Raw genomic sequence first — 19,300 nt, 5'->3', positions numbered from 1 at the left:
AGTTCACGATAGCTAATGCCATATTTACAATACCAGCGCACAGCCCAAAGAATGATTTCGCCCTGAAAATGCTGACCATGAAAGGGATTCATATGCTGCAATTTTAGCTAAAAGAGCGTTCAGCTTACCATGAGTGGTTATTTGCAACAGTGCCATCCTCCTAACCTTCTCCCAAAGGGAGAAAGAACTTTTCCAAAACTTATTAAATATTGGAAACACCCTCTCCTACAGGAGAGGGTCAGGCAGAGGGATCTAAAACAAAAAATACCGCTGTGCCATCGGCAATACTTCTGCCGGTTCACAGGTTAAATGCACCCCATCTGCGCGTACTTCATAAATCTCAGGATCGACTTCCATGACTGGTGTATAGGTATTGTGCTTCATATCGGCTTTAGAAATATTGCGGGTATTTTTTACCGGTGAAATGATTTTTTTCAGCCCTAATTTTTCCGCTACGCCATTGTTAATACCGGCTTGTGACAAAAAGGTAAGACAGGTGTTATGCACCCCGCGTGCGCTTGCCCCAAACATCGGACGGTAATGCACTGGCTGTGGCGTTGGAATAGAAGCGTTAATATCACCCATTGGTGCAGCAGCAATCATACCGCCTTTAATAATCATGGCTGGTTTCACCCCGAAAAATGCCGGTTTCCACAAGACTAAATCGGCCAGTTTCCCTTCTTCCACTGAACCAATTTCATGGCTTAAACCGTGTGTTATGGCAGGATTAATCGTATATTTGGCAATATAACGCTTCACGCGGTTATTATCGTGTGCAGCGGTGTCGCCATCTAATGAACCGCGCTGTACTTTCATTTTATGTGCGGTTTGCCATGTACGAATAATCACTTCCCCCACGCGTCCCATGGCTTGTGAGTCAGATGACATCATCGCGATAGCACCCAAGTCCTGCAAAATATCTTCCGCAGCAATGGTTTCACGGCGAATACGACTTTCTGCAAATGCGACATCTTCCGAAATAGAGGGGTCTAAATGATGGCAGACCATCAACATATCCAGATGCTCATCAATGGTGTTGACCGTATAAGGTCGGGTTGGATTGGTTGAAGATGGCAAGACATTCGGCTGACCAATGGCTTTTAAAATATCCGGTGCATGCCCACCACCGGCGCCTTCGGTATGATAGGTATGAATGGTGCGGTTTTTAAATGCAGCCAAAGTTTCTTCCAAGAAGCCACTTTCATTGAGGGTATCGGTATGAATGGCTACTTGCACATCATATTCGTCCGCCACAGTTAAACAGTTGTCGATGGCTGCCGGCGTTGATCCCCAATCTTCATGCAATTTCAAACCGACCACGCCCGCTTCAATCTGTTCACGAATCGGATCAGGCAAACTCAGGTTGCCTTTGCCGAGCAAACCAATATTCATCGGCAAATCGTCAATGGCTTGCAACATGGTGGCAATATGCCATGGCCCCGGCGTAACTGTGGTTGCAGAGGTACCTGCCGTCGGTCCGGTCCCCCCACCGATCATCGTGGTTGTTCCAGACATCAGTGCCGTTTCAACTTGTTGCGGACAAATCCAGTGAATATGCGTGTCGATACCGCCTGCGGTGAGAATTTGCCCTTCACCGGCAATCACTTCGGTTGCTGCACCTAAAGGTATGGTGATATTGGGTTGAATATCAGGATTCCCGGCTTTACCAATTTTCCAGATCCGGCCATTCTTTAAACCAACATCGGCTTTAATAATCCCCCACCAATCGATAATCAGTGCATTTGTAATGACAGTGTCAGCTACCTCAGATGACAAAAGTTGCGATTGACCCATACCATCGCGAATGACTTTACCTCCACCGAATTTTACTTCTTCACCATAAGTGGTGAGATCCTGTTCAACTTCAATAAACAGTTCGGTATCGGCTAAACGGACCCGATCACCTACTGTTGGACCAAACATTTCTGCATATGCGCGACGCGACATTTTCATGATTTATAAACCTTTATAATTCTAGTGTAATTTTTATGAATCCAGCTTACCCATCACTCGTCCTGCAAAACCATACACTTCTCGTTTCCCGGCCAAGGCAATGAGTTCAATATTTCGGCTTTGCCCGGGTTCAAAACGCACGGCTGTACCGGCAGCAATATTGAGTCGATAACCGCGTGCTGCACTGCGGTCAAATTGCAAAGCATCATTGGCTTCAGCAAAATGAAAATGTGACCCAATCTGAATCGGCCGGTCGCCGGCATTGGCCACACTCATTTTCAAGGTTGCACGGCCTACATTTAATTCAATATCACGATCAGGCGTGATGACTTCACCTGGAATCATCGGCTTATCCTTATTGTTGTCTAAATTATCGGTTGATGAACGGTGACCAGTTTGGAACCGTCAGGAAAGGTGGCTTCTACTTGCACTTCCGAAATCATTTCGGCAATGCCATCCATCACATCATTCCGGCTAAGTAAGGTTGTACCAAAATGCATCAGTTCACTGACACTCATGCCATCACGTGCCCCCTCAAGTAAGGCTGCAGAAATATAAGCGATGGCTTCAGGATAGTTGAGTTTTAAACCCCGTGCTTTACGACGCTCTGCCACTAAACCCGCGGTAAAAATCAGCAGCTTGTCTTTTTCTGTAGGATTCAGTTCCATAAAGGTTTCCTAATTCATGTATTTATATCTAAACAAAATGTATGCAAGATTCGATATTTGCTGTTCTCCCTCCTTTTGGGATGAGAAACAATGTCTCGCAAGAGAGGGAGGGTTTTAATAAATGTTTAATCATCTCTCCCTAACCCTTCTCCTATAAGGAGAGGGAACAAAAGAATTACGTCCGCCAGATTCTTGGAAACTCTTCATCTAAATCAAACCAGTAACGTCTTAGCCGTGCCCGAATAGCAGCAAAAGCATCATGGCACTGCCGTACATCATCTCCCAAGAAACGGGCGCAAATCACATCGCCGAGTACCGTCAGGGTGACATTGATTTTCATTCGCGTGATCAGCTCACGAATCACGGCAACATATTCTTCTAAATACACAGCGGCACGATATTTTTCCGGTGCAACGGCCCAAAAACTGCCCATCACCGCCTGACCATTCATACCTAAACAGGAGCTGAGCCAACGGTCATTGCCGACAAAATTCAAGCTATCCATCACCAGCAATTTATCTTCGCGCAGCAGCTTAAAATGATTGCGATATTGACCCTGATTAAACTGTTCCGCGCAGGCCTGGCGACCGATCACCAACATATCCCAGCCGATAAAACTCGCTGCTTTATCCAAATGAATGGTGGTTTCAGAATGCGCATGTGCCCCATTAAACAACATGGTTTCTTGCGGCAGCCATTCGAAAATAGCGTTGTCTTTTAAGCGAATCTGAATATGTTGAAAGGCTGATTTACCGTTGGTTTTGTACCATTTTCCGGCCCCGGGTGTGGTCACTAGTGCATGGGCATCGGCATCTACCTGCATGTCAAAAGTCAAGTGGTCGCCTCCGGCAATACCTGCTGGAGGATGCACAATAATGGCATGACAGATTCCGCTCTTTTCCGGCCAAAGCATCTTTTGTACCCGAACCGGTCCTGAATGTTTTCGATGTGCCAAGGTCGTGCGTTGCTGCGCAGCTTGATAACGAAAACCAAGCTCGAGGCACGCGTACCAAAGCTGCGATGGGTTCTGTTCATCAGCAGAGGATAAGATGGGTAAGCTCAACATATTCATGATCAATACTGCTTAACGCGCATTAGGCCAGGCCAATAACAGCAAGGATTGCGACCAATGCTGCAATAATCTTGCGACCCTGTGGCAGGTATTTTTGAGTAAATGCCCCCAAGCCTAAACCGATCAGATAAATAATCGACATTGCACTGACCATACCCAACATGAGTTGCAGCATGTGGCCTGATTGGCCCAGTTCATTGCCATGGGCTACGCCATGGAAACTTGCCAACAGCATTGTGGCTACTGCAAAGATACGATTGGATTTCATCAATAGTGCTGTCGCCACAACCGCCAAAGACAAAACAATGCCATATTCTGCAAAAACATTCGGCAATACTTGTCGCTGTCCTAAAACGAAGCCTGCAATCATCGCTGCCGCTAAACCGAAAAAGCCTGCGACTTTCCAGCGTTGCGTGGCGCTCCAAAGCAACACCCCAAAGGCAATGGCCATCATCAGGTGATCTAATCCGGTAAAAGGATGGCTAAAGCCCATCCAAAAACCACTTTCATGTGCATGACCAGGATGGGCCATGACCATCATCGGTAAGCTGCTTAATCCAACAGCAATCATTTTTTTTAACATTGACATCGTGCTCCTGCTTAAGCCTTAAACAAACCTTGCTTTTCAATAAAAGAAATAATGGATTCAAGCCCATCCTTGGTTTTCATATTGGAAAATAGAAATGGTTTTTCGCCGCGCATGCGTTTAGCGTCTTGATCCATCACCTCCAGATTGGCACCAACCATAGGTGCCAAATCTGTTTTGTTGATAATCAATAGGTCAGATTTGGTAATACCCGGACCACCTTTGCGTGGAATTTTTTCGCCGCCACCGACATCAATCACGTACAAGGTTAAATCAGACAGTTCTGGACTGAAGGTTGCCGCTAAATTATCGCCGCCACTTTCAATGATGATCAGCTCTAACCCTTCGAATTTTTCACACAAGTCATCAATCGCCGCCAGGTTAATTGACGCATCTTCACGAATGGCGGTATGCGGACAACCGCCCGTTTCTACGCCCACAATGCGGTCTGGAGACATCGCTTCATGACGGGTCAGGAAGTTAGAATCTTCCTTGGTATAGATGTCATTGGTGACCACAGCCATATTGTATTTTTCACGCAACGCCTGACATAAATTTAGGGTTAACGCTGTTTTACCTGAACCGACCGGTCCGCCAATTCCAACCCGTAATGGACTACGTTCTGACATCTGTATTTCCCCTATTATTTCTTTGATTTCTATATTTACGATCTGAACAATCTTGAATACTGGTTTTCATGCTGCATGCTCAGCATGGCATATCTTGGTAAAGCGCTACTGATTCCGCCATCTTCTAAAGCCAAAGCGCGCTGAATTGCATCAGGTATAAGACCATGTAAATGCCATAAAATCCGTTGTCCACTCATTTGTCCCAACGGTACGGTTTTGACCGCAGCCAACACCTGGTTTTCTAATACGGTGAAGGTATAAGCCGTAAGTACATCGGCTGAGTTCAACCCGAAAGTGCCACATAAATGTCCATACACCGGCATAAACCCCAACTGTTTTTTGACCATGACCGGTTGTTTTAAAACATCGCGAATCCAGGCATTGAGGGAAAAGGCCAACTGGGTTGATTCTGCGAGCAACTCTTTGCTTTCACGGCTTGCACGATACACATTGGCCCAATATTCAAATTGCGCTGTGTCATCAAAGCATTGCATTAAGCGCTTTAACAACGGCAATTCGAAACGGATTAACAGCATCTCGAGCACTTCCTCAAAATAAGCAATACTGGATGCTTCATCATGAATCATGCCGCGTTCAATCGCACTTTCCACCCCTTGCGAATAGCAATATGCCCCAATTGGCAAGGCCGTAGATGACAGTGTGAGCAGACTCAGCAACTGGGCTGCATTAGTGATGGACATGATGTAAGGCTTTAATTGGGCTTAGGCGATGATCATGCTGATGTTGGGCATAGGCGCCACTTTCAGGTTCAAAAGGATGTAACATTTCTGTCACACTCAGTCCTAAGCCCTGTACCATCTCCGCCAAGACATGGTCGGGTTCAAAATAAAGTGCGGTAGGCGTTAACATTAAAGGAACGTGGCGATTGCCCAAATGGTAAGCTGCTTTTAACAGATCAAATTCGGATTGTGCTGTCACTTGCATGAGTTTTTCAGCTTGTGCATTCACCTGAAGCACATCACCCTGTGCTGTCGCAATGTAAGCGCCACTGCGTAAAATGCCGTTGCGCGGTAAATCTGCACCAATATCAACCCCATTTTTCAAAGTTGCACGAAAACGGCTCTTTTGACGTACATCAAAAGTTAATTCAATCGTTTCGAACTGTTCTTTAGGTTTAAGTTGTTCTAATCGTTGAGTATAAATTTTCATTTTCGCTCCATTTTCAGTCTTTCTTGATTTCACTTTTTGATCCAAAATAAAGCAACCAAAGCAGGCGGGATATAAAAGTGCATCATTATGATTATTAAGCAATTCTCATACCAAGTTATTTTTAAAGATGAGTCTTTAGCGCATAGATAGATTAAAAAAATTCCAGATGAGATATTTTTTATAATTCATCAGCGAAGCTTAGAAGAGACTCCACATAATGATATAAAGCCCATATAGGGAAAAAATGTGCAGCTCTAGAAAATATTTTTATGATTTAAAGCCTGATAGTGAAATTCATTTTATTACATTTGCATCATTTCAACTAGAATTAATCAGTACGCACAATAAAACCCCTGTTTTTAGGAGAATTTATATATAATTAACCAAAGAGAAATTAAATCTCCTTTTTTTAAAGGATGATTAAATCGCCACTAAGTCCTTAATTCCTTTCTCTGGCATTTCACTCCCCATACCCTGGGCAATCACTTGCCCACGTGCCATGACCGTATAGCCATCCGCAAGCTCTTCTGCAAAATCATAGAACTGCTCCACTAAAATAATGGCCATTTCTCCACCATCCGCAAGTTTACGAATCACCTTGCCAATATCTTTAATAATCGATGGCTGAATCCCTTCAGTGGGTTCATCTAAAATCAACACACGCGGTTCAGATGCTAAGGCACGTGCAATCGCAAGTTGTTGTTGCTGCCCCCCGGATAAATCTCCGCCACGGCGATGTTTCATTTCATCCAGTACAGGGAAAATTTCATAAAGCTGCTCAGGGACTTTTTTAGTTTTAGCACCTGAAAATTTTGCCATCCCAATCAGGATGTTTTCTTCTACAGTCAAGGTCGAAAAAATATCCCGCCCTTGTGGAACATACGCCAAGCCAGCGCGAACACGTTGTTCAGGACTCATTTTTGAAATGTCTTTGCCATCCAGTAGGATCTGTCCAGATCTAATCGGCAAGATGCCCATCAAACATTTCAATAAGGTGGTTTTGCCTACACCATTGCGTCCAAGCACAACCGAACATTTACCCACAGGCGCCTGGAAAGACACATTACGCAAAATATGACTGCCACCATAAAACTGATTGACGTCTTTGACTTCTAACATGGTCTGCTCCTTAACGACCCAAATATTTTTCAATTACATCTTCATTGGCCTGAACTTCCGCCAATGTACCTTCCGCTAAAATTGCCCCCTGCGCCAGTACCGTCACTTTTTCGCTGATACTATTAATGAAACTCATGTCATGTTCCACCACGATCAAGGTATGATTTTTTTTGAGTTCCAGACACAGTTCAGCCGTGTGTTCCGTTTCGGCATCGGTCATCCCGGCTACAGGTTCATCCAGCAAAATCAGTTTTGGACGTTGCATCAGCAACATGCCAATTTCAAGCCATTGCTTTTGGCCATGCGACAATAAGCCTGCCGGTTTATTGATCAATCCTTTTAATCGAATTTGCTCAAGAGATTGTTCCAAAGCAAGTTGAGCATCTGGTTCTAGCCTGCTGAAAAAACTTTTCTTCACCTGTTTATTTTTAGGTGCGGCCAAGAGCAGATTTTCCATCACGGTGAAATTTTCAAACACCGTGGGTTTTTGAAATTTTCGACCAATCCCGGCTTCAGCAATTTCTTCGGTACTCATTTTTGCCAGGTTATAGTTTTGACCGAAAAATGCTGTGCCTTGTGTGGGTCGGGTCTTCCCGGTAATCACATCCATCAGCGTGGTTTTACCCGCTCCATTCGGCCCGATGATGCAGCGCAATTCACCTTCATTGATGTAAAGCGACAAATCGTTTAAGGCCTGGAATGCATCAAACCAGACACTGACTTTTTCTAAATATAAAGCGATGCCATGGCTAAAGTCAGGTCCGGCTGCTCTTAAACGTCCATAGCCTTCACCCAGTTGACCGCCATGTTGTGGTGCGTTTAATCCTAAATCTGACATTTAGTTTTTCTCCTTTTTAAAGCGGTCGAACATACCAATCACCCCTTTAGGCAGGAAAATGGTCACGACGATGAACAGTGCTCCGAGAATGAGCAACCATACTTCTGGATAAGCCACAGTGAAATAGGTCTTCACGCCATTAATCAAACCTGCCCCCAGAATGGGTCCAATCAAGGTTCCCCGACCACCTGCCGCAACCCATACCGCCATCTCGATGGAATTCACGGGGTTCATTTCACTGGGGTTAATAATCCCGGCCTGGGGCACATACAGCGCTCCAGCAATGCCGGCGATGACCGCAGAAAGCACCCATGCAGACAGCTTGTACCAGAGGGTTCGATAGCCTAAATATTGCAGACGATTTTCACTGTCCCGAATTGCCCCCAAGACACGTCCATAAGGCTTATTCATCAAATGACGTAAGCCGATAAAACTCAGTAACAAGACCAATGCGGTGAGAAAGCATAAGCTTGCCCGCATTGAGGTAGAGGTAATATCCATACCTAACAGGGTTTTAAAACCAGTAAAACCATTGTTCCCGCCAAAGCCTGTTTCATTACGGAAGAACAATAAGGCTGCTGCAAAAGTCATGGCCTGGGTGATGATGGAAAAATATACGCCCTTGATTTTTGAACGGAAAGCAAAATATCCGAAGATAAAAGCGATCAGCCCGGGAACCAGGATCACCAAGGTGAGTGACCATAAAATATGTTCTGTTCCTACCCAGTACCATGGCAGTTCCGTCCAGCTTAAAAAGCGCATGAAGTCAGGCAAGCTGTCCCCTGCGGATTCACGCATCAGGTACATCCCAAAGGCATAACCGCCGAGGGCAAAATACAGGCCGTGTCCCAGACTTAAAATACCGGCATAACCCCAGACCAAATCAAGCGCCAAAGCCACCAAGGCCAAGCACATGATTTTGCCAATCAAGGTTACCCAATACGCAGAAAGATGCAGACTTGAATCGCTTGGCAGTAAATGAAACCAAGGTAAAATTAATAGCACGGCAAAGCACCCAGCAATGGCGACTGCGCTATAAGGTTGATCGGATAGGAATGATGTGATTTTCATAGTACTTACTCCACAAATCGACCTTTAATGGCGAATAAACCTTGTGGGCGTTTTTGAATAAACAAAATCACAAGCACCAGTAAAATAATTTTTGCCAGTACCGCCCCCATTCCAATTTCCAGCACTGTACCACTGATGCCTAAACCGAGTGCGGCAAGAACTGCCCCCCAGACTTGTCCTACACCACCGACGACGACCACCAGAAACGCATCAATAATGTAGTTTTGACCCAAATCGGGGCCAACGTTACCGACTTGTGCAAGAGCACAACCTGCCAGACCTGCCAAACCAGATCCCAAACCAAAAGCCAGCATGTCGATACGGCTTGAACGAATCCCTACGGCACGTGCCATTTGACGGTTTTGTGTTACAGCACGAACGAATAGACCAAAACGTGTTTTATTCAGTAGATAAACCAGAAGCAGAAAAACAGCCACAGTAAAGACGATAATAGCGATGCGGTTATAAGGCAGCATCAGGCTTGGGGTAATTGAAATCCCCCCGGAAAGCCATGAAATATTGGAGACTTCAACATTTTGTGCACCGAAAATCATCCGAACCAATTGCATTAAGATCAGGCTGACCCCAAAAGTTGCCAACAAGGTTTCAAGTTGACGGCCATATAAGGGACGGATCACGGTCCTTTCAATCAACATCCCTATCAATGCACTAACCACAAATGCCGATGGAATTGCAGCGATCAGGTACCAATCGACATATTCTGAAAAATGGCTCTTAAACAGGCTCTGCACCACATAGGTGGTATAGGCACCAATCATGATCAGTTCGCCATGCGCCATATTGATGACCCCCAGCAAACCGTAAGTAATGGCTAAACCTAAGGCCGCCAATAATAAAATGCTAGCGGTACTCAAACCTGAAAAGATATGTCCTGTCCATTCACTGGCTTGAAGCCGGGTTTTAATACTTCCTTTGGCATCCACTAATGCCGCTTTTAATTCTGGATTTAAATTCGGTTGTTGGAGTTCTTGTTCAACCAAAGCCAGTACATCGGGACGATTTGATTGTTTGAGTACTTTTACCGCCTGGATCTTGATCAATACATCGGGACTGCTATAGTCCAAACGTGCTTTGAGTTGTTCTAATCGGGCTTTAACCTGATTATTTGTTTCATTTGAATACAGCATATTTATCATTGCTGGATCTAATTCGGATAAATTATTTTCTAGAATATCGATGGCTTCTAAACGCTGAGAAGCATCTTTGGACTGTAGTCTTACTTTGGCTTGTCCAAAGCTCAATGCCTTACGCAAAGTATTCACCAAGGTGACTTGGGATAAATCTGATGGCCAAGTCTCTATGACTTGTTCATCTGGATAACTAAATAATTTTTCATCATTTTTTAAAATATAGGTTTGTCCCGAACCATCGGTATACAGTTCATTATTGTCTACATAGGCAACCAAACGATCCAGTTCTTCAATGCTGGCTGGCCATTGGTTCAACATAGTGCGACGTTCAGAAAATCCACCATGAACAAATTGTTGAATCGCATCACCAGATGAGGCAACTGCCTGATGCGTATTTTTAAGCGGAGTAATAACTTGAGAATTCTCTGCGGAAGGAGAATTTGGTGTCGCTGCATTCAAATTTTGCAGGAAAAAAAATTGACTAATAATGAATAGAAGAATGGAGTAATTTATTCGATAAATCATGCTAAACCTCCCTATTGAGAGTGAAATCCCATATAGGGAAAAAATAAATCAAAAAAAGCCTGCTGCAGATGCAACAAGCTTCGGAGAAACTTATTTAGGAATATATGGGCTCCATGGCTCCGCTTTTATAGCAGTAGGTGTTTTATAAACGATATCAAACTGGCCATCCCCACGAATTTCACCAATCATGACCGGTTTATGTAAATGGTGATTGGTTTCATCCATTTTTAAGGTATAACCAGAGGGAGCGGTAAAAGTTTGCCCGGCCATCGCTTCACGCACTTTATCTACCGCTGTAGTGCCCGCTTTTTCGACTGCTTGCTTCCACATGTTAATACCGACATAAGTTGCTTCCATTGGATCATTGGTGACCACCTTGGCTGCATTGGGTAGCTTGTACTCCACTGCAAATTTTTTATACTTATCAGTAAATTGATTATTAGCCGGATTTTTAACTGTCATGAAATAGTTCCATGCCGCCAAGTGCCCAACCAGAGGCTTAGTATCAATGCCGCGGAGTTCTTCCTCCCCCACTGAAAATGCCATAACCGGAATATCCGATGCTTTGATGCCTTGGTTACCCAATTCACGGTAGAACGGTACGTTTGAATCGCCATTGATTGTTGAAATGACCGCAGTCTTTTTACCGGCAGCAAATTTCTTTACATTTCCCACAATGGTTTGATAGTTACTGTGACCAAATGGTGTGTACTCTTCCATAATATCGCTTTCAGCAATACCTTTTGATTTTAAGAATGCACGCAGGATTTTGTTGGTGGTCCGTGGATACACATAGTCTGTACCCAACAATACAAACCGCTTGGCATTACCGCCCTCTTCACTCATGAGATATTCAACTGCGGGAATCGCTTGCTGGTTGGGTGCAGCACCGGTGTAGAAAATATTTTTGGATTGTTCCTGTCCTTCATATTGAACCGGATAAAACATTAAGCCATTCAGCTCTTCAACTACGGGCAGCACAGATTTACGAGATACTGATGTCCAGGCACCAAAAATCACTGCTACTTTATCTTGAGTAATTAACTGACGTGCACGTTCAGCAAACAGCGGCCAATCGGAAGCGGGGTCTACCACTACAGGTTCCAGTTTTTTACCCAGTACCCCCCCATTTGCATTAATTTCATTGATCGCCATTAAAGCGGTATCTTTTAACGACGTTTCCGAAATTGCCATTGTGCCCGAAAGAGAATGTAAAATACCCACTTTGATCGTATCGCCACTTGTGGCAGCGGCTTTCGTTTCTGGCTTGGCAGTTTCACTTTTTTCCGCTGATTTTGAGCATCCTGCAAGTGTTATACTGGCCAGCAATGCAGCAGTAAATAAACTTTTAGAAATCAATTTTTGTTGCATCATTATTTATTCTCCGACCCTTTTTAAGGCATTTTTTTATAAACTCAGAATGTATTATTCAAATAATGTGCCAGTTATAATTGTTCAACTTTAAGTCTCTGTTTATTTTAAATATTAATAATTAAATGGTGAGCTCTTGTTATGCTCTGTGCACTAAAATAGGACGAGTGCTACATAATAGTAATGACATAACTATGAGGAATTGACAGATGATGATGCGGAATTAAAATTATCAAGGTCGAAGGTTTTTAATAAGCGCCACTATAAAGTGGCCCGAATGAAGAGATACTTTTGGACTTTTTGGGTCTATTGCTTGTCACTGAAATAAAATAAGTAAATTTCCTTATCAGCTTTGCAAGGGAGTGATGCCATCAAGTTTCGACCCTGGTTTTTAATCTCAATCCAGTAGCTTCCTGTCCCAAGATAAAAGTTTTACTGAAGTCGAGTTTGGATGATTGAATCGTACGTTAATAAAGCTTTAAAAAAAATTGTTATTAATGCCTGATTTCACATTTTTAATGTGTTTTTTTAAAGTGGGCAAACCCAGTTTAATCCTGTTTAATGAGTGCTTTATTTAATCAAGCAACCTTTTCCTATTCATAATAAAATTATTTTATAGCGCCTAAAAACCATGAGATCAAAAATTGATCTCAGTTTTTATCAGCATTCATTTTACGCACCATGGCGTTAAAGAATTTAATCGCGAAACCACTATCACGAATTAGCATCGCGGTTAAATCAGCACATTTCTGTTTTACGTCCTGTTGAAGGGGATAATCTTCACCGCCTAGCGCACCCGCCTGACACTGAATTTCGGCAGCACGTTGAACCGTCCATAGCAAGAAGAATGCTTTTTCTATGCTACTTTCCCCTACAGCAATGCCATGATTGCGTAATACTAAAATGTGTTTATCGCCCAAGCTTTCAATCATTCTTTGCTTTTCTTCAGCGAATAAGGTAATTCCTTCAAAAGCATGATATCCAATTCGTCCAAATAACTGAGCACCATAAAAATTATCAGAAGCAAAACCATTTTTCTTTTGAACTACAGCACTGATGGGTGTGGTATGGGTATGAATTAAACATCGGATATCATGACGCGCTCTATGTACAGCACTATGTAAAGCAAACCCGGCAGGATTTGCGTCATATTCTGAAGGTTCTACTTTATGGCCTTCTAAATCGACTTTTAATAAATTTTCTGGGGTAATTTCGCTATAGTTCAGTCCAAAGGGATTGACCAGATAATGGTTTTCTTCACCCGCCAAGCGTGCTGAAATATGATTAAAAATTGTTTCCGTCCAACCAAAATAGTCAACCAGTTGATAACATTGGGCCAGCTTGGTTCGGAGCTCCCATTCTTCTTGGCTCATATGGGGAATATTCATTTGTATATTCATAGGTATCCCTTTAATGATGAAGTGATTTTTCGCTGAGATATTGGGTTAAATTACAAATAGATTTAGTCATAGGCATTGGACATTTGAATTGTTCAGCAAGTTCTAAAACAGATTGAGCAATTCCGGCCATTTCCAGCGGTTTTTGATTTTTATAGTCTTGCCACATTGAGGTGTGCACATCCCCCATCTCTGTACCCAAATTTAAAAAGGTGTATGGATCTATCGAAATTCGCGCACCATAACAAGCCGCCACCTGTCTCACCTCTTGAGTCACTTGTAGTGTCATCTCTTGTAAAAATGGATGCGAATAGATATCTTTAAGTGTGGCTCCTGTCACGACAGACAATGGATTCGAACTTAAATTAGCAATAACTTTGGTCCAGATTTGGTCACGAATTTGCTCGCTAATCCGGATCTCAATATTGGTATCCTTGAATAAGTGTTTTAAATTTTCAGATCTTTCCGTCAATTTATGCTGTGGTTCACCTAAAATCAGTAAATAAGGATTGGATGACTCGACTTGTCCGTACTGCTTTAATTCAGCAGTGATAAAAACCACCGAACCGATTAAATTTGACAGTGGAAAATGCTTAATTAAAGTCTGATCTGAATCTAAAGCTTCAATGTGCCGAATATTTTCTTCTTCACTATTTTGATAAAAATACCAAAATGGAATTCCATTCATTAACGGAATAATCACCGTCTCTGAATGGATAAGTTGCTTTAAAGGTTCTACAATTTGTTTCAACGCATTAGATTTCGTACAAATAAAGATGACATCTTGAACACTTAATTCGCTTATTTTTTCAACAATTTTATAAGGTCGAACATGGTGTTCACCCGTTAAATCTTTGAGTGAAATTCCATTTTCAATTAAGACCGCTAAGTTTTCTCCACGCGCAATCAAACTGACATGTTGATAACCGGCTAAAATTAATCGGGCAGCAAGCGTACAACCTATCGCACCTGCCCCCCAAATGGTGATATGAGTTAACTTATCCATCCCGATGTCCTCGCTTTTAAATGGCTAAAACATCTTGATGTTTACTATTGATCCCTAAATAACTTTCAATAATACGCGGGTCTTCAACTAGGTCTTGTCCTTTGCCTTCCATTGACAGTTCTCCCATCTCCAAAACATATGCATAGTCAGCGAGTTTTAAAGCGGCACGTGCATTCTGTTCTACCAATAAAATGGAAACACCCTGGCCCCGAAGCTGATCGATGATTTTAAAAATTTCACGCGTAATTAAGGGGGCTAGACCTAAACTGGGCTCATCGAGCATCAGCAATTTGGGTTTAGCCATCAGTGCCCGCCCTACAGCAAGCATCTGTCTTTCACCACCCGAAAGCGTTCCGGCTTCTTGAATTCGACGCTCTTTTAAACGTGGAAATAAGGTATAAACTTCATCTAAAGTATCTTTAAGCATTCGGTCACCATGGCGATAACGCTGAAATCCCCCCAGCATCAAATTATCTTCAATACTCATGCTGCCAAATAACTCACGTTTTTCTGGAACCAGACCTAAGCCTCTTACCACCATTCGTTCAATTTGTGGACACTGTTCAATACAACCATCAAATTCAACATTACCGCGTGATGCCAGCACGCCCATAATTCCTGACAACAAGGTGGTTTTTCCCGCGCCATTTGGCCCAACGACAGAGACGATTTGTCCTTCATTGACGCGCATATTGAAATGACTGAGTGCCTCGACTTTGCCATAAGCCACACTCAAATCATTCACTTCCAATAATGATTTACCTTGATTGTTTCCGGATAAAATACTCATGCTGCACCTCCAAGATAAGCTTCTAAAACCGCTTTATCTTTTTGAATATCTTCGGGTAAACCTTCGGCTATTTTTTCACCAAACTCCATCACCACGATGTGATCGACTAAATTCATAACGAAGTCCATATCATGCTCAACCAATAAAATAGCCATACCTTCAGCTTTTAATTTGGTGAGTAATTCGGCCAAAGCTTGTTTTTCTTTGAAGCGCAAACCAGCCGCAGGTTCATCGAGCAAGAGCACACTTGGACGGGCACATAAGGCACGGGCGATTTCTAAAATACGTTGTTGACCCAGTGCTAAGCTTCCTGCTTCGATATAAAGATATTCACCTAAACCGACGCGTTCGAGTTGTGACTTGGCTTCATTCAGTAAATTATTTTCTTCATTACGATCGAGATGAAGCAGCGATGAAAATACCCCTTTTTGTCCGCGTAAATGTGCGCCAATCACCACATTTTCCAACACCGTCATTTCTGGCAAAATTTTCACATGTTGAAAAGTACGGCTAAGGCCTTTTTTAGCAATCTCGCGGGATTGCAGCCCGTTAATCTTTTCACCTAAGAAAATAACCTCGCCAGAGCTTGGAACGTCCACTCCAGATAACTGGTTGAACATGGTGCTTTTACCTGCGCCATTCGGTCCAATCAGAGCTAAAATTTCGCCTGCATGAATTTTTAGGTTCATCTGGTTATTCGCGACTAAACCACCAAATTTTTTAGTCACATTTCTGGCTTCTAAAATGACGGTGCCTTGAGCTGGTAATTTTAGAGCGGGTAATTCAAAAGTAGGCGCTTTGATTTCGGTGTGCTGGTCTATAGGTTTAAATCGACTCGGAATCTTTTTAACCAGCATTGGCCATAATCCCGATGGGGCTTTTTGCATTAACAAGACAATTAAAAGTCCGAATACAATGGTTTCATATTGACCGTCATTACCAAAAATGATGGGCATTAAATCCTGTAGCCACTGGCGCATCATGGTGAAAATTCCTGCACCAAAGATTGCACCCCAAATACTGCCTACGCCCCCTAACAAAGCCATGAACAGATAATCAATACCCATTTGCAAGCCAAAAGGCGTCGGATTAATAAAAGATTGAGTGTGAGCGTAAAGCCATCCAGAAATAGAGGCAAAAATTGATGAAATGACAAAAACCACCATTTTTGACCTAAAGGTATTTACCCCCATAGATTCAGCCATGACTTGTCCACCCTTCAGCGCACGTATGGCACGGCCTTCACGCGAATTAAGCAAATTTTTAGTTAATACCATTGCCACAAACAAAATTAGCCAGATTAAATAAAACATTTTATTGTTTGTATCTAAGGCATGACCGAACACAGTAATATTGGGAATATTTGCAATCCCCGAATGTCCGCCTAAGCTTTCAATGGTAGAGAAAAAATAATAAAGTGAAATTCCCCACGCAATTGTACCTAAGGGCAAATAATGACCCGATAACTTCAATGTTAATCCACCGACAATGAATGCCGATATTACTGTTAAAATTATGCCAAAGATTAAAGCCATCCAAGGGTTGCCACCTGTCCACATCAAAAATTCAGGTAACTGTTCGGTGACTGTCAAATATGCCGTGGTGTACGCCCCTATTCCAACCAAAGCCGCTTGACCAAAACTGGTCATTCCGCCAACCCCAGTAAGCAGGACCAGGCCTAGAACCACTAGTGCATTCAAACCGATATAGTTTAATAACGTTACCTGATAAGTCGGGAGAAATAATGGGCTCAAGGCGACTAGCGCAACAAAACCCCAAAATAGATATCTAGATTTCATTCATGATCCTCCTCGACTTGGCGGGAAGTTAAGGATTTCCAAAGCAGGAAAGGAATAATTAAGGTAAATACGATAATTTCTTTATAGTCACTTGCCCAAAACATCGAGAAAGCTTCAATAATACCAACCACAATGGATCCCAAAGCAGCCACAGGAAAACTGGCTAAGCCACCAATAATGGCACCGACAAAGCCTTTTAAACTGATAATAAAACCCGAGTCATAGTACAAGGTTGTAATTGGGGCAATTAATATTCCAGCGAGTCCACCCATAAACGCGGCCATGGCAAAGGTGATTTTCCCCGCGAATATTGGAGAAATCCCCATCAGTTGTGCACCTACTCGGTTTACTGCAGTGGCACGTAAAGCTTTGCCATATAAAGTTTTTCCAAAGAAATACCAAAGTATGACAATCAAGCTAAAGAAGACAAATAAGATAGACAATGTTTGACTACTTACCACTAAACTTCCCACATCAAAAGTTGCATCACTAAAGGGCTGAGTTTGTGCACCATCCGGACCAAAGATTAATAGGCCGATACCCAATAAAGCGACATGCACCGCAATTGAAACAATAAGTAAAACCAAAGGTTTTGCAGCCACCAACGGTTGGAAGAATATGCGATATATTTGTGGTCCCAGTGGCGTGACTACCGCCAAGGCTAAAATTATCTGAATGAACATCGGCAAGGAAGCCAAAGGCAACAGGTACATCGCAGCCACTACCGCAATGATATAAATTGCCCAGAGAGCATGACTTTTTAAATTAAACTTGGCTTGTCCTTTCATACTTAAATAAAAATCAAGCAAGATATGCGTAACAAAAAAAATCACAAGTAACCAAACAATATTGCTGGGTTTCCCTGACTGAATTGCCGCTAGTGTTAATGCACCATAGACACTAAATTCGCCAAGAGGGATAAGTAAGATTCGGGTAACAGTAAAGACGAGTAGAATGCACAACGCGAGCAATGCGTAAATTGCACCACTGGTCACTCCATCTTGTCCAAGAATTAATGCGATATTTAAATCCATAGCGCCTTATCCTTGCTATTTTAGAGATAAAACTTCTATTTCAAGTATTATCTCTAGGGATAGCTAAAAATTTATGAGTGATGATTTAAGTATTTACTTGAGTAATTTCCATTGCCCATTTTTAACCGTGATCATGACACGCCCACGTTTATCAAATCCGCTGTGATCGGTAGGCGTCATGCTATATACCCCTTGGGTCGCGGCTAATTCTTTGGTTTTTTCTAAAGCTGTACGCAGCTCTTGACGGAATTGCACGCTTCCAGGTTTAGCTTTTTTTAAGGCAACAGGAATTGCTTTTTCAAGCAGTAGCCCGGCATCATAAACATTTGCCCCAAAAGTCGCCGGATACTCACCAAATGATTTTTTATACGAATTCATGTACTTCAAAGCCAGAGCTTTAGAAGGATGGGTATTTGGAATTTCATTAATCACTAGCATTAAACTGGCAGCGAGAATGGTATTTTCGACCTTTTTTCCACCCATTTTTAAGAATTGATCTAAAGCAGCACCATGCGTTTGGTAGACTTGTCCACGATAGCCGCGATCATATAATGCTACTTGTGGCGTAACAGCTGAGCCCCCAGGTGCAGCAATTAAAATTGCCTGGGGTTTACCTGAAATCAATTTCAAAGCTTGTCCGGTTAATGACGTATCCTGACGCTGGAAAGACTCTTTTTGAGTAATTTTGATGCCATTTTTAGTCGCAAGGTTGGTAATGACCTTACTCCAGTTTTCACCATAAGGATCCGCAGTGCCAATAAACGCTAAAGTTTTGATCTTGCGTTTCACCATGTCTTCAACCAGGGCGGTTGCAATTAATTCATCATTCTGTGTGGTTTTAAATACCCATTTTTTTTGTTCACTCATCGGAACGATAATGCTGGAAGTACCTACGGGTGCCAACAATGGAACTTGAGCTTTTGCAACGATACCGATCGCAGCACTGGCATTTGGCGAACCAGAAGGGCCAATGATTGCATCGACATTATTTTCTTTAATCAGTTTATTGATTGCTTTAACACTGGCTGTCGGATCACTTCCATCATCCAGAGAGATATAAGTGACTTTTTCTCCCGCAATGGTTTTAGGTAATAGTGAAACTGTATTTTTTTGCGGAATAC

19 protein-coding genes and 1 pseudogene are annotated in these 19,300 nt (G+C 42.7%); all 20 read right to left on the bottom strand.

Translation table 11 applies throughout. The features are described from left to right. Positions 1–92: pseudogene (locus ACKI4H_RS04370) on the bottom strand (IS6 family transposase); the annotation flags it as partial. A gap of 160 nt (positions 93–252) precedes the next feature. Next, positions 253–1,953, bottom strand: coding sequence for an urease subunit alpha (gene ureC, locus ACKI4H_RS04365; RefSeq protein WP_407304087.1), 1,701 nt, complete (start codon positions 1,951–1,953; stop codon positions 253–255). 33 nt (positions 1,954–1,986) lie between these two features. Beyond that, entirely contained in the window at positions 1,987–2,298 is a 312-nt protein-coding gene (locus ACKI4H_RS04360; RefSeq protein ID WP_407304085.1) for an urease subunit beta, read from the bottom strand. Between the two features lie 20 nt (positions 2,299–2,318). Further along, positions 2,319–2,621 (bottom strand): urease subunit gamma, encoded by a 303-nt coding sequence (ureA, locus tag ACKI4H_RS04355; RefSeq protein ID WP_407304084.1) that lies wholly within the window; start codon positions 2,619–2,621, stop codon positions 2,319–2,321. Between the two features lie 175 nt (positions 2,622–2,796). Then, positions 2,797–3,693, bottom strand: a complete 897-nt coding sequence (locus ACKI4H_RS04350) for an urease accessory protein UreD (protein WP_407304083.1) — start codon at positions 3,691–3,693, stop codon at positions 2,797–2,799. Between the two features lie 22 nt (positions 3,694–3,715). Next, positions 3,716–4,282, bottom strand: a complete 567-nt coding sequence (locus ACKI4H_RS04345) for a HupE/UreJ family protein (RefSeq protein WP_407304082.1) — start codon at positions 4,280–4,282, stop codon at positions 3,716–3,718. Positions 4,283–4,293: 11 nt separating this feature from the next. Continuing rightward, positions 4,294–4,908, bottom strand: coding sequence for an urease accessory protein UreG (gene ureG, locus ACKI4H_RS04340; protein ID WP_407304081.1), 615 nt, complete (start codon positions 4,906–4,908; stop codon positions 4,294–4,296). A gap of 35 nt (positions 4,909–4,943) precedes the next feature. After that, a complete protein-coding gene (locus ACKI4H_RS04335) occupies positions 4,944–5,609 on the bottom strand; it encodes an urease accessory protein UreF (protein ID WP_407304080.1) in 666 nt (221 codons plus the stop codon). Continuing rightward, complete coding sequence (ureE, locus tag ACKI4H_RS04330; protein WP_407304079.1) at positions 5,596–6,078, bottom strand: urease accessory protein UreE; 483 nt, start codon at positions 6,076–6,078, stop codon at positions 5,596–5,598. Before ureE ends, ACKI4H_RS04335 begins: the two co-directional genes overlap by 14 nt. Positions 6,079–6,498: 420 nt before the next feature. Continuing rightward, a complete protein-coding gene (gene urtE, locus ACKI4H_RS04325) occupies positions 6,499–7,197 on the bottom strand; it encodes an urea ABC transporter ATP-binding subunit UrtE (RefSeq protein ID WP_407304078.1) in 699 nt (232 codons plus the stop codon). Between the two features lie 10 nt (positions 7,198–7,207). After that, positions 7,208–8,035 (bottom strand): urea ABC transporter ATP-binding protein UrtD, encoded by an 828-nt coding sequence (urtD, locus tag ACKI4H_RS04320; RefSeq protein WP_407304076.1) that lies wholly within the window; start codon positions 8,033–8,035, stop codon positions 7,208–7,210. Continuing rightward, positions 8,036–9,106, bottom strand: coding sequence for an urea ABC transporter permease subunit UrtC (gene urtC / locus ACKI4H_RS04315; RefSeq protein ID WP_407304075.1), 1,071 nt, complete (start codon positions 9,104–9,106; stop codon positions 8,036–8,038). A gap of 5 nt (positions 9,107–9,111) precedes the next feature. Next, positions 9,112–10,782, bottom strand: a complete 1,671-nt coding sequence (urtB, locus tag ACKI4H_RS04310; protein WP_407304074.1) for an urea ABC transporter permease subunit UrtB — start codon at positions 10,780–10,782, stop codon at positions 9,112–9,114. 90 nt (positions 10,783–10,872) lie between these two features. Then, entirely contained in the window at positions 10,873–12,153 is a 1,281-nt protein-coding gene (urtA, locus tag ACKI4H_RS04305; RefSeq protein ID WP_407304088.1) for an urea ABC transporter substrate-binding protein, read from the bottom strand. Positions 12,154–12,803: 650 nt separating this feature from the next. After that, complete coding sequence (locus ACKI4H_RS04300) at positions 12,804–13,553, bottom strand: class II aldolase/adducin family protein (RefSeq protein WP_407304073.1); 750 nt, start codon at positions 13,551–13,553, stop codon at positions 12,804–12,806. 10 nt (positions 13,554–13,563) lie between these two features. Continuing rightward, the gene (locus ACKI4H_RS04295) at positions 13,564–14,556 is read right to left on the bottom strand and encodes a ketopantoate reductase family protein (protein ID WP_407304072.1); all 993 of its coding nucleotides are present in this window, start codon (positions 14,554–14,556) and stop codon (positions 13,564–13,566) included. A gap of 16 nt (positions 14,557–14,572) precedes the next feature. Then, positions 14,573–15,346: an ABC transporter ATP-binding protein gene (locus tag ACKI4H_RS04290; RefSeq protein WP_407304071.1), complete on the bottom strand. Its 774-nt coding sequence runs from the start codon at positions 15,344–15,346 to the stop codon at positions 14,573–14,575. Next, entirely contained in the window at positions 15,343–17,145 is a 1,803-nt protein-coding gene (locus ACKI4H_RS04285; RefSeq protein ID WP_407304070.1) for an ABC transporter permease subunit, read from the bottom strand. The genes ACKI4H_RS04290 and ACKI4H_RS04285 overlap by 4 nt, the downstream gene beginning before the upstream one ends. After that, on the bottom strand, positions 17,142–18,179 hold the full coding sequence (locus tag ACKI4H_RS04280; protein ID WP_407304069.1) for a branched-chain amino acid ABC transporter permease: 1,038 nt from the start codon (positions 18,177–18,179) through the stop codon (positions 17,142–17,144). The genes ACKI4H_RS04285 and ACKI4H_RS04280 overlap by 4 nt, the downstream gene beginning before the upstream one ends. Before the next feature lie 93 nt (positions 18,180–18,272). Next, positions 18,273–19,300 (bottom strand): ABC transporter substrate-binding protein (locus ACKI4H_RS04275; protein WP_407304068.1); only part of this gene is annotated, 1,028 nt, incomplete at its 5' end.

The organism is Acinetobacter sp. (assembly GCF_045628685.1).
Lineage (GTDB): Bacteria > Pseudomonadota > Gammaproteobacteria > Pseudomonadales > Moraxellaceae > Acinetobacter.
This window is presented reverse-complemented; position numbering and strand designations above follow the sequence as displayed.